Raw genomic sequence first — 12,235 nt, forward strand, 5'->3', positions numbered from 1 at the left:
ACGGATTTAACATAAGAATGCCTCTAATTTAAGGGATATATTAGAGTTTGTGTCGTAAATTAGAGTATGCGAAAATTCTACCTCTCTGTATGCTTTCTTTTTCTGCTAGCGCCAGTGGCTGCTCAACAGATCACCCGAGTCATGGTACAAGGTCAACTCACGGCTCCGCCTGGAGAGGATTTGGAAGGGATTAGCGTGTATAACCGATCTTCACAAAAAGGGACCATCTCTGAAATTGACGGCAGCTTTCAGCTAGAAATGGCGGCTAATGACAGAGTGCTCATTACTGCCTTGCAGTTTCAATCCTTTACCGTGATCATAGACGAAGGGGTTATTGAGAATAAAAGCCTAAAGATCTATTTGAATCCCAATTTGAATCAATTGGAAGAGGTGATCGTAAGGCCTTATGATCTAACTGGGAATGTAGAGGTGGATGTAGGACGCGTCAAGGTCTACGATTTTGACACGGCGCTTAGCTTTGATTATCAGTCCATGGAGTTTGAATACGACTTTAAAGACGATGCTCAAAGCCGCATCCGCAACGTGGTATCGGAAGAGGTTTCCAATCTGAATGTCATGCAATACGGATTCACACCGCTGGGAATCTTGGAGTTTATTGGCAAAGATCGGAAGAAGCGTAGGCAAGCCAAAGAGTTGAGCAGCATTCAATCCGAAGAAATCGTGGCCACAGTGCTGCGACAGCGATACAATGTCTATTTCTTTGAAGACTCCTACAGTATTCCGCAAACGCGTTACGACGACTTCATTTACTTTGTACAAGAGCAAGGAATTCCAGAGGGTTATTTAAAACCGGAGAACGAAATTCGTCTGCTCGGCTTTTTAAAGCAACAAAGTACTTTATACCTTGAGCGCACTGAAGATTAGAATTGCTTTATTTCTCTTGTTTAGTTTGAGTTTTCAGCTTCAGGCGCAGCAAGTCGATCTGAAAGGGCAATTGCTAAACACCGCCGATATAGAAGGGGTTCATGTATTGAATCGGACTAAAGGTATTAACACCATAACCAATGAAGCAGGGAATTTCAATATCCGTGTTAGTCTAAACGATACCCTTTATTTCTCTTCTGTCCGCTATCAACTCAAAGAGCTCATTATAGATCAGCAAATGATCAATTTACAAGCCGTTGCGGTTGTTTTAGAAGACCGTGTCACCGAGCTTGATGAGGTGTTTATAAAACCCAACTTAAGCGGGAATCTGCAACAAGATGCCCGTGATATTGAAGTGGAGACTCCAATTAACTTTAACGATGTGGGCATACCCGGGTTCATTGGGGAGCCTGAGGAAAAGATTGTTCCTATCATAACAGGAATAGGTACAATTACCACCGTAGACTTGGAGGTGCTATACAAGCATATGAGTGGGTATTACAAAAAGCTCCGCATAAAAAGAAAATGGGAGCAGCAGAACGTTGTGGTCTCCGAGATCTTGGCCATGTATTCTGCGGATTTCTTTAAGGAATCTTACCAAGTCCCTACTGATAGGGTCTATGATTTTCTCCTCTTCTGTATAGAGACCACTAGTGTTCAGCGGGACTTCGAAGTGGCGCAATACGGGCTGGTCTTGAATCATTTTAAGGAGCGATCTGTGGTCTACTTAGGTCGTTTGGAGGAATCCGAAGATTAACAAAGAATTTGTAACAAAGGATGTTATCTTTGCGTCCTATGGAGGTGTTTTTGGCGCAGTTCTTGCCCATGAATGCAAAAAGAAAACAATGCGAAGAGTTTCTATTTTTTTATTATTGCTGAGTTTGCCGCTGCTATTGGCAACCTCATCGACGCATAAATTCTATGTGAGCATCACCAAGATCGAATATGTAGCTTCCCAACAGAGTTTACAGATCATTACCAAGATCTTTATTGACGATTTTGAAGATGTACTTCAAGAGCGTTATGATTCAGATCTGATTCTAGACAGTACCAAAGACAGCCAGACCGTAGACGCCTATATAGAAAAGTATTTGCTCAAAAAAATACAGCTCAAGGCCAATGGCGCTGCAGTGACTCCGCAGTACCTCGGAAAAAAGTACGAAGTGGAGACTTTGTCTTGTTATTTAGAAGTAACTGGCATACAAGATCTTAAGAGTTTGGAGGTAACTAATGATCTGCTTTTTGAATTGTTTCCCGAGCAGCAAAATATAGTCCACATTAAAAAAGACGATAATCGTCGCAGTCTGATCTTGCTCAAAGACGAGTCTACGGACATGTTAAAATTTAATTAAACGCCAGAAAAATCAAGCCTTAAAGAGCTATTTTTAAGGCCCTTAAAAAGCAACTAATAATCACAATAATTCAAACAAAACCCGAAACTGATGAAATTCTCTAAGTTGATCGCTTTACTCTCTTTTGCACTGATCGCCGGTACGGCCTTTGGTCAGGAGCAGGAAAGTGAAGCCCGCAAAGGCGGACACATCAATAACAACAAATTCCGACAGATGTATCAGGAGTTCTCTACGCCGAACATGTTCCGTTCTGCTAGTGGTGCTCCAGGACCACAGTACTATCAGCAGCAAGCTGACTACGTGATGGACATCGAATTGGACGATAAGAACGCCAAGCTCTACGGATTTGAAACCATTACTTACACTAACAATTCTCCAGATCCATTGGATTATTTGTGGGTACAGTTAGATCAAAACGTTCGTGCTAAGGATTCCAAGTCGCCGCTTATCGAAGGCGATGGAGTTCCTCCAGCTGAGCAGCCTGGCGGATTCGCTTCTAAATTCATGGATGGCGGATTTGACGGAGGATTCAACATTGAGGCGGTGAAAGATTCTAAAGGAGCCAATCTGCCGTACATCATCCACCAAACGATGATGCGTGTAGAAATGCCTAAAACATTGAACACTGGTGAAAAATTCACCTTCAGCATCAAGTGGTGGTACAATGTAAACAACCACGTGACAGACCGTGCTCGTAGTGGGTATGAGGAGTTCGAAGACGGAAATCGCGCTTATGTAATTGCGCAGTTCTATCCGCGTATGGCCGTTTACAATGATGTAGAAGGATGGCAGAATTCACAGTTCTGGGGCCGCGATGAATTCGCGTTGCCTTTCGGAAACTTTGAAGTGAATCTGACCGTTCCTGCAGACCACATTACCGATGCAACTGGGGTTTTGACCAACCGCAAAGAAGTCTTCACCAAAGAAATGATGAAGCGTTACGAGTTGGCTAAGAAGACTTATGACAAGCCTGTGATCATTGTTTCTCAAGAAGAAGCAGAGGCGAAAGAAAATAGTTTTGCTACCGCAAAAAAGACCTGGAAGTTCAAGGCAGAGATGGTTCGTGACTTCGGATTCGCTACTTCTCGTCGTTTCATTTGGGACATGATGGCTGTTAAGATCGGCAACAAAGATGTAATGGCTGTTTCACTTTATCCAAAAGAGGGAAACCCACTTTGGGAAGAATACTCTACCATGGCCGTTGCCAGTACTTTGAAGAGTTATTCTCGTATGACCTTCGATTATCCTTACCACAAAGCGATCTCGGTTCACGCCCGTAACCAAGGGATGGAGTATCCTATGATCTGTTGGAACTACGGACGTCCAAATCCTGATGGAACGTATAGCGAGCGCACCAAATACGGAATGATCTCTGTGATCATCCACGAGGTAGGACACAACTATTTTCCAATGATCGTGAACAGTGACGAGCGTCAGTGGACTTGGATGGACGAAGGATTGAATACCTTCTTACAATACGTGGCCGAGCAAGACTTTGGCGAGTGGTATCCTGACGCCATTGCACCAAATAAGAGCTATCCATCACGTCGTGGACCTGCAAAGAACATTGTAGATTATATGAGCAGCGACCAAGACTATATTGCGCCAATTATGACCAAAGGTTTGAACACCTATCAATTTGGTGCTAATGCTTACGGAAAGCCAGCAACAGCTTTAAACATTCTTCGTGAGACCGTAATGGGACGCGAGTTGTTCGATTACGCTTTTAAAACTTACGCTAACCGTTGGATGTTCAAGCACCCAACTCCAGAAGACTTCTTCCGAACTATGGAAGACGCCTCTGCCTTTGACTTGGATTGGTTCTGGCGTTCTTGGTTCTACACCACCGACTTTGTCGATATGGGAGTAGGCGAAGTGAAGAAATTCTACGTGACCAACAAGATCAATGCAGAAGTACGCGAAATCATGGAAGCGCGCGGTTTGACAGAGAGCGATCTGCCACCATTAGTGTATTATGTAGCAGAAGACAGCGAAGATTTCGAAGAGTCTATGGTGAACACAACGCTAGAAGATATCCCATCGATCAAAGAATATATGATGGACAATATGACTCCCCAGGAGCGTGCGGCTGTTACTAAGCCAAAATACTTCTACGAAGTGACCTTTGAAAAGCCAGGAGGAATTCCTATGCCGATCATTGTAGAGTACACCTATGCCGATGGTTCTACAAAGCGCGAGACCTATCCGGCAGAGATCTGGAGAAAGAACGATGCTCAAGTAGGCAAGGTAATCGCATCTGAGCAAGAGATCACTAAGATCGTTGTAGATCCTGACGAAGAAACTGCAGATATCGATACGTCGAACAATTCATGGCCTAAGCGCAAAAAGCTTGGCGAGTTCGATCAGTTCAAAGAAGGTATCAAGGACTAAACTTTAAAAAGAGCCCCGAATATTTCGGGGCTTTTTTTTACCCCTGCCCGCAATCTTAGTTATATTTGCAACATGCAAGCATTGTTTATTTTTGGCTTTATCAGTACCCCAGAGATCATGTTCATTCTCTTTGTGGTATTGTTGGTGTTTGGTGCCGATAAGATCCCGACCATTGCCCGAGGTTTAGGGAAAGGGATGCGTCAGATCAAAGATGCCACCAACGAGATCAAAAGTGAGATCACCAAAAGTGCAGAGCAGCAAGGCATAGATACCAGTATCGTTAAAGATGTACAGGACAGCCTTCAGGAAACCAAAAAGAGCATTGAGCAGGTTAGCGGTACTATAGGCCGCGACCCACTTTCCAAATCGCGTTCTGGCGAACTGCCAGGAAACAAGCCGAGTCTGTAATTTTATTTTACTCTTGTAATGGTGAGCCCGTCGCGTATGGGTAAGAGTACCGTTTCTAGCTGCGGATGAGTCGCTAGAGTGCGGTTGTATTCTAGTAAGGCCTTGGTGTCGATATCATCGGGCTCAAGCTGCTGAACTACCTTTCCGCTCCACAAGACATTATCGCTTAGAATGATCCCTCCGGAATTCATCTTGGGCAGTATCAACTCCAAATATTTTGGATAGTTGCGTTTATCTGCATCCATAAAGACCAGATCGTACTTTAAGTCTAAGGTTGGCAATATATCTAAAGCAGCACCCAAATGTTGATGAATGCGATCTCCCGCTCCAGACAGGTCAAAGTATTTGCGTTGCAGGTCGTATAATTCCTCGTTTTGATCCAGGGTGTGGATCTCACCTTCGGGATGTAATCCTTCTAACATGCACAAGGCAGAATAGCCTGTGTAAGTGCCTAACTCCAATATCGTTTTAGGTCGAATGATCTTGGCCAGTAAGCTTAAAACTCTTCCCTGATAGTGTCCGCTTAGCATGCGCGGGTTCAAGACCTTTTGCCAAGTCTCTTTGCTGAGTTTTTGTAAAAGTTCAGGTTCTTCTTGAGAATGCGCTACGGCGTATTGGTCAATGGCTTCTGGTAAGAAATGCATGGACTGAAAAATATAAAATTAACCTCCAAGAATACGTTTTCTAAGGGCCTGCTTTGACGCCTCATCGTCTCCGTGAAGCCACTGCAGTACGTTGTCTTCCCACATAGCATCACATTCTTTTTCGGTGAGTATTTCACGCTGGCGCGCCAAGTCTAAGATCTTTCCAGGGTAAGAGGACTGCGGAGCGCTCTCCATTTCCCCTAGCGGATACGGATCGTCCAGACCTACCAATACTTGCTTAGAGCCTTGGTTCTCTATTAGGAGTTTTAGCCCACCAGTATCGTGAACCAAAGTGTCAAAAAAGATGTTTTTGTGACCTACAGATTTCCGCGGATGCACCTTGCCTTCAAAAAGGTCAGGGCGACCGTCAAAACCTTGAATGCGTCGGCCTAAATTAATTTGTGCCAATTGACCACCGTGGGCAAAACAAACCCGCATATTGGGGTATTTGTCCGCATAGCCATTGAGTGTCAAGAAATGGTAAGCATCTGCACATTGCGCCAACATCCAGATCAGGTGGAAACGCCAAGCGGTATTTTCAAGCAAGATGAATTTTTCTCCATCATACGGATGGATTTCTACTGCTAAATTGTATTTACTAGCTAGTTCAAATATAGGCTCGTTCTCTTCGTCAAAGATACAGCGCCATGTCCCGATGGTATCCATGTAGTGTGTAGGCAGACATAACAGTTGTAAGCCCAATTCTTCTACACAGCGTTCAATTTCCCACAGAGCTCCGCGCACAAAGCCAGGATGCACTACGAAACCGCAAGTGAATTTAGAAGGGTTGTCGTGCTGGATGCGCGCATTAAAATCGTTTTGAAATCGCAAGGCCTGTTTCATCTCTTCCAGACGCAAACCGTTACCGTACAATTGGGACAAGTTCAAGACCACTGCGTGATCAATCTTAAAGCGCTCCATCCAAGCCAATTTCTCATCTAAGAAGAAACTGGAATCGGTAACCGGTCGGCTCCAATTCTTTTGCAGCATGAATTTGCGATCCTTATCGACCCAAAAAATGCCTTTCTCCTTCATAAAATCTGGAATCTCTTCCGGATAAGGGAGTAAATGCGAGTGTCCGTTTATGCGTAATTTTCTCTCCACCCTTCTAAGTTACAAACTTTTGGTTCTTCCGCCGTCTACAGGCAAATTAATCCCGTTTATATAACTGGCAGCTGGGGAGGCCAGAAAAGCCACTGCATTGGCAATTTCTTCTGGTTCTGCAAAACGTCTGCTAGGCACCAGCTGTCGCATAAAGGCTGCTGCCTCTTCTTCGGTCTTTTGAAAACGCTTAGAGGCGCCTTTTACAATATCGGCCAATCGGTCTGTAGCGGTAAAACCAGGAAGTACGTTGTTTACTGTTACTCCGGATGGCCCCAATTCGTTGGCCAAGGTTTTAGCCCAATTAGCTACTGCGCCACGAATGGTGTTGCTTACACCGAGTCCGTCTATGGGTTGTTTTACAGAGGTGGAAATGATGTTGATTATTCTACCGTAACCATCTTTTTGCATTCCCGGCACCAAAGCTTGACTGAGCAACTGATTGCACACCAGATGCTGCGCAAAGGCTTGGGTAAATTCTTCTGGAGCTGCACTGTAAATAGGACCGCCTTTGGGTCCTCCAGTATTATTGATCAAGATGTGATAGTTCCTATCTTCAGGCAGTTCTGCCAAGGCCGCTTTTAAATTCTCCGGATTGCTAAAATCGGCAACCAGAAAGTCGTGTGCTTCTTCTTGGTTATCCAGAGATTGTAAAACTGCCGCGAGCTTTTCTGCGTTACGCGCAACTAAGGTCACTCGTGCTCCTAATGCGGCCAATGCTCGCGCAGAAGCTGCGCCTATTCCTGCAGATGCCCCGCAAACCAGAGCATTCTTATCACTTAAGTCTAAATTCATGTATTGGTTTTGTATTGTATGCAAATGTTTTTGGGTTCGGTAAAAAAGCGCAAAGCTTCAAAACCACCTTCGCGGCCTACACCACTGGCTTTTACACCGCCAAAAGGGGTGCGTAGATCTCGATTGAGCCAGGTGTTTACCCAAACTATTCCAGCCTCTAGGGCCTTAGACACGCGTATACTTCGGTCTATGTTGGTTGTCCAGACCGTAGCCGACAAGCCATAAGGTACATCGTTGGCTAGGGCTAGGGCTTCTTCTTCAGTTTTAAAGGGCATAATGGTCACAACCGGGCCAAAAATTTCTTCTTGCTGCAATCGGCATTGGGTCGTCCCTACTTCTATTACAGTGGGAGCGATATAATAACCATTAGGAGCATCTTCGAGCTGTAACTGTTTCCCTCCGCAGAGCAACTTCCCTTCGGATTCGGCCAAAGCCGTATAGCTTAAAATCTTCTCCATATGCTGCTTTGACACCACAGCTCCTAGGTCAATGCCAGTAGCTAGCGAGGGTCCTACCTTAAGGGCTTCGACCGCGGGAATAAAAGCTTCTTTGAACTTTTCATAAATTTCTTCTTGTACAAAGATGCGACTACCGCAAAGGCAGATCTGTCCTTGGTTGGCAAATGACGACTTTAAGGTTACTTGCAGCATCTTCTCAAAGTCGCAATCGGCAAAAATGATATTGGGATTCTTGCCACCCAATTCCAAAGACAACTTTTTGAACATTGGGGCAGCTGTCCTTGCTATAGCTGCTCCAGTAGTAGTTCCTCCTGTAAACGAAATGGCCTTTATGCCCGGATGCGCTACTATTGCCTGTCCTGCTTCTGGACCTTTTCCGTGAACAATGTTTAAAACGCCTGCCGGCAGCCCCGCTTCATTGCAATATTTTCCGAGTAAGGCTGCCGTGACCGGAGTAATCTCACTCGGTTTGGCAACCACAGTATTTCCTGCGGCCAAAGCAGGAGCGATCTTCCAACTGAAAAGGTAGAGTGGTAAGTTCCAAGGAGAGATACAACCAACCACGCCTAAAGGTTGACGCAAAGTAAAATTGATAGAATCCGAAGCAAGATTCTCATGAGCCTCAGAAGCGAATTGGGTAATGGCGTTGCCAAAGAATCTGAAGTTCGCCGATGCTCTCGGTATGTCTACTTTGGTAGCGAGCGCTAGGGGTTTCCCATTGTCCAAGGCTTCTGCCTTAGCTAGTTTGTCTAGATCTGCTGCGATTAGGTCGGCCAGTTTAATTAAAATACTGCTACGGGTCTCTATCGGGGTTTGTGACCAAGTCGGAAATGCTTTTTTTGCAGCCTGATATGCCTGCTCAACGTCTTTGGCGTTGGATGCAGGAATTTGCTGGGAATGCTCCCCCGTACTGGGAACATAATTGTCTAACCACTGGTCGTCTAGTGGGTCGCAATATTTGCCGTCGATAAAGTTTTGCAGCTTTTCCATACTATAGCGGCTTATACGCCATTGCTTTGATCTCAATTACCAAATTCGGATGCGGCAGCTGGTGTACCGCCACGGTAGTTCGAGCTGGTCCGGATTCTGAATTGAAGTACTCGCCATAAACTTCGTTATAACCAGCAAAGTCATTCATGTTCACCAAAAAACTGGTTACATCGACAACATCTTCCATAGTAGCACCTTCTGTAGCCAGATAATCTTTGATATTTTCTAAGACCGCGCGAGTTTGCTCACGTACATCCAAGTGCATGGTTCCCATTTCGTCTACCTGATGTACACCTGCAAAACTGTTGTCAGGAAGTCGAGAACTGGTTCCACTGATGAATATAAAATCGCCAACGCGTTTTACGTGTGGATAGGCTCCTCTGGGTTTAGCTTTGCCAGATACTAATCTACTCTTCATGCTTTTGTACTTTATAGAAGATCGTCCTCGTGGAGGATTTCTTCTGTGTGATTCTTAACAATTTTTAATTTCTCCTCAAGGGTGAGGTCCTCTGGAAGCAATCCGTCGTCCAACAGATTTAAGATCGCTTTGTCTTGAGCTCGTCCGCGGCGCATGGCCTCGGCATAAGGAATATCCTCGCTAAAGGTTACCAAAGAATATTTAGAAGAATAAGACTCCGGAAAATTACTTTCCAGGGCAGTTTCTACTTTTCTTTTGGCCTGAAACAATGGGTTGGCCGTATGTTCTTTCATTTCATGGAAGTTGTCCACGGCCAGATCGGCAATAGCGTCGGTGTCTTTTTTACGTCGCTGGCTGAATAAGTTAAAGGCCTGGGCCCAGTCGTCCTCGGTCTCGTCTAATATTTTATCAAATTCCACCACGTCCTCAAAGGAGGCGTTCATCCCTTGTCCGTAAAAAGGAACTATGGCATGCGCCGCGTCCCCCATCAATAAAACCCTACCATAGGCATCCCAAGGGGAACATTTTATAGTACCCAAAGGTGCTGTTGGATTCTCAAAGAATTCCTTGGCCAAATTGGGCATCAGTTCCAAGGTGTCTGGAAATTCGTTGGTGAAATATTCCATAACCTTTTCTTCGGAGGTCAGATTGTCGAAACAATAATCACTGTTGCTATAGGGTAAAAATAAAGTAACAGTGAAACTACCATCTAAATTTGGAAGTGCTATCAACATATCTTCGCCTCTAGGCCAGATGTGCAAGGCGCCTTTATCGGTTTTGTAACCGCCATTTGCAGCCGCCGGAATGGTCAATTCTTTATAGCCGTGGGTAAGCCATTGTTGAGAAAAACTAAAGAGAAAGCGTTTGTGGTTGAACATGGCCTTACGCACCACACTACCGGCTCCGTCTGTACCAATTAGTACATCAGCTTGATAACTGCGGACCTCATCTGTCTTGTAGTCTTTAAATACAGCGGAGGCTTTTTCCAAGTCTACGCTGACACATTTTTGATCAAAGATTATCTCCACTCCCTCGTGCGCTTCTGCCGCGTCGAGCAGCAGTGCATTGAGCCCTGGGCGCGAAATGGAGTTGATGTATTCTCCCTCCCGACCACTATAGGGACTCAGAAAAGTATTTCCCTTAGGGTCATGGATCATACGCCCGAACATGGGGATACACAAGGCAGTAACCTCTTTTTCCAAACCGACCAATTTCATGCCCTTCATGCCGCGATTGGAGAAGGCCAGGTTAATCGATCTCCCAGCATCTTGAGTTACTTTCCTCAGATCTGGTCTGCGTTCCATTAGCGTAACGCGATGACCGCGCTGTGCCATCCGTAGGGCCAAAAGGCTTCCACAAAGTCCGGCGCCAACTATGAGTATATGTGAATTTTTCGCTGTCATTAATACAATTTAGCTAAGGCGTTCTTCAATCGATTTATAAATTCGTAGACATCTTCAAAGCGCGTGTAGAGTGCCGCCGGAGCGACTCTGATCACATCTGGCTCGCGCCAATCACTAATAACACCTTGGTCGGTTAGCGCATCGTGTAATTTTCGGTCCGCATTCTTTACTTGTATGCTTAATTGACTGCCTCTTTGCTGCGGATCGCTCGGCGTGATGATCTGAATATTAGGATCGCCCATATCGTTAAGCAAGAATTCTAAAAAGCCGGTAAGTTGCACACTCTTTTGCCTGATCTTATCAAAACCAGCATCCGCAAATACCTGAAGCGAAGCACGGATCGCAGCCATACTCAAAATAGGAGGGTTGCTGAGCTGCCATCCTTCGGCGCCCGGCAAAACATCAAATTCTTGGCGCATATTGAATCGGGATTCCTTGTTGTGACCCCACCAGCCAGCAAAACGTTTGAGTTCCGGATTGTGTCTGTGTCTTTCGTGTACAAAGCATCCGCCTAAACTTCCCGGGCCGCTGTTCAAGTATTTGTAGCTGCACCAGACCGCAAAATCAGCTCCGCATTCGTGTAAATTGGGTTGGATATTGCCCGCTCCGTGAGCGAGATCGAATCCTACCATAGCTCCGTGCTGGTGACCGAGCCTTGTTATTTCTTTTAGTGGAAAGGCCTGACCGCTGTAGTAATTGGTGCTGCCTATCATGATCAAGGCAACTTCGTCTTTGTTGTCGTTGAGCAGTCTTTCCAGGTCTTCCATGCGACAAATGGCCTCACCTTTGGGCGGATACCATAATAGCAAGCCGTCTTTTGGGTCGATCCCATGCATTTCCAATTGACTTTCTACCGCGTATTTGTCAGAAGGGAAGGCGTCACTTTCTATGATGATCTTGTAACGGGTCTTGGTAGGTCTGTAAAAGGAAACCATCATCAAGTGTAGATTCACCGTTAGGGTGTTCATAATGACCACTTCTTCTGGTTTTGCCCCGACTATTGCGGCCATTTGATCGGTTAGAAATTCGTGATAGGGCAGCCACGGTTTTCGTGCATGAGTATGTCCTTCAACACCCAATTTGGCCCAATCGTCAAGCTCTTGTTTAATGTATTGCTCTGTAGATTTGGGCTGAAGCCCTAGGGAGTTTCCGCAGAGATAGATCATTGGATTTCCGTGTGTGTCTGTTGGCAAATGAAACTGAGATCTGAAATCGCGAATCGGATCGTTTTGGTCGCATTGCTGCGCGTATTCCAAAGTGTTTTTGTGCATATCGGTCAGGTAAGTGGCGCCTCAAACAAAAGTAAGCAATTCTGATTGTTTTTTAAGGAGCCCTTAAATACCGAGTAACCAACGGATTCAAGGCTATAGTTTCCCAATTCTTTCTTACA

Annotated in this window: 12 protein-coding genes; 5 read left to right on the top strand and 7 right to left on the bottom strand. The window is 45.2% G+C overall.

Annotated features, from left to right (window positions below; genetic code table 11):
• Positions 1-66 precede the first annotated feature (66 nt).
• From AC0J2F_RS10510 to AC0J2F_RS10530, 5 genes are all read left to right on the top strand, one after another.
• The gene (locus tag AC0J2F_RS10510; protein ID WP_473007608.1) at positions 67-885 is read left to right on the top strand and encodes a carboxypeptidase-like regulatory domain-containing protein; all 819 of its coding nucleotides are present in this window, start codon (positions 67-69) and stop codon (positions 883-885) included.
• Positions 866-1,642: a hypothetical protein gene (locus AC0J2F_RS10515; RefSeq protein ID WP_157663410.1), complete on the top strand. Its 777-nt coding sequence runs from the start codon at positions 866-868 to the stop codon at positions 1,640-1,642. Before AC0J2F_RS10510 ends, AC0J2F_RS10515 begins: the two co-directional genes overlap by 20 nt.
• An 88-nt stretch (positions 1,643-1,730) precedes the next feature.
• A complete protein-coding gene (locus tag AC0J2F_RS10520; protein WP_087523205.1) occupies positions 1,731-2,237 on the top strand; it encodes a DUF6702 family protein in 507 nt (168 codons plus the stop codon).
• Between the two features lie 90 nt (positions 2,238-2,327).
• Positions 2,328-4,628, top strand: a complete 2,301-nt coding sequence (locus AC0J2F_RS10525; protein ID WP_374957421.1) for a M1 family metallopeptidase — start codon at positions 2,328-2,330, stop codon at positions 4,626-4,628.
• Between the two features lie 72 nt (positions 4,629-4,700).
• Positions 4,701-5,036: a Sec-independent protein translocase subunit TatA/TatB gene (locus tag AC0J2F_RS10530; RefSeq protein ID WP_087523203.1), complete on the top strand. Its 336-nt coding sequence runs from the start codon at positions 4,701-4,703 to the stop codon at positions 5,034-5,036.
• A gap of 2 nt (positions 5,037-5,038) precedes the next feature.
• Here AC0J2F_RS10530 and AC0J2F_RS10535 read toward each other — a convergent pair whose 3' ends face one another.
• The 7 genes from AC0J2F_RS10535 to kynU are packed head-to-tail and all read right to left on the bottom strand — an operon-like array spanning position 5,039 to position 12,116.
• Complete coding sequence (locus tag AC0J2F_RS10535) at positions 5,039-5,680, bottom strand: O-methyltransferase (RefSeq protein ID WP_473007610.1); 642 nt, start codon at positions 5,678-5,680, stop codon at positions 5,039-5,041.
• An 18-nt stretch (positions 5,681-5,698) separates the two neighbouring features.
• Positions 5,699-6,784 (bottom strand): amidohydrolase family protein, encoded by a 1,086-nt coding sequence (locus AC0J2F_RS10540; RefSeq protein ID WP_473007611.1) that lies wholly within the window; start codon positions 6,782-6,784, stop codon positions 5,699-5,701.
• A gap of 9 nt (positions 6,785-6,793) precedes the next feature.
• Positions 6,794-7,576: an SDR family oxidoreductase gene (locus tag AC0J2F_RS10545; protein ID WP_473007612.1), complete on the bottom strand. Its 783-nt coding sequence runs from the start codon at positions 7,574-7,576 to the stop codon at positions 6,794-6,796.
• A complete protein-coding gene (locus AC0J2F_RS10550) occupies positions 7,573-9,024 on the bottom strand; it encodes an aldehyde dehydrogenase (protein WP_473007613.1) in 1,452 nt (483 codons plus the stop codon). Before AC0J2F_RS10550 ends, AC0J2F_RS10545 begins: the two co-directional genes overlap by 4 nt.
• Position 9,025: 1 nt before the next feature.
• Entirely contained in the window at positions 9,026-9,442 is a 417-nt protein-coding gene (locus AC0J2F_RS10555) for a RidA family protein (RefSeq protein WP_473007614.1), read from the bottom strand.
• Between the two features lie 11 nt (positions 9,443-9,453).
• Positions 9,454-10,845, bottom strand: coding sequence for an FAD-dependent oxidoreductase (locus tag AC0J2F_RS10560; protein ID WP_473007615.1), 1,392 nt, complete (start codon positions 10,843-10,845; stop codon positions 9,454-9,456).
• A complete protein-coding gene (kynU, locus tag AC0J2F_RS10565) occupies positions 10,845-12,116 on the bottom strand; it encodes a kynureninase (protein WP_087523195.1) in 1,272 nt (423 codons plus the stop codon). Before kynU ends, AC0J2F_RS10560 begins: the two co-directional genes overlap by 1 nt.
• Positions 12,117-12,235 lie beyond the last annotated feature (119 nt).

This window comes from Gilvibacter sp. CC01, from assembly GCF_055755295.1.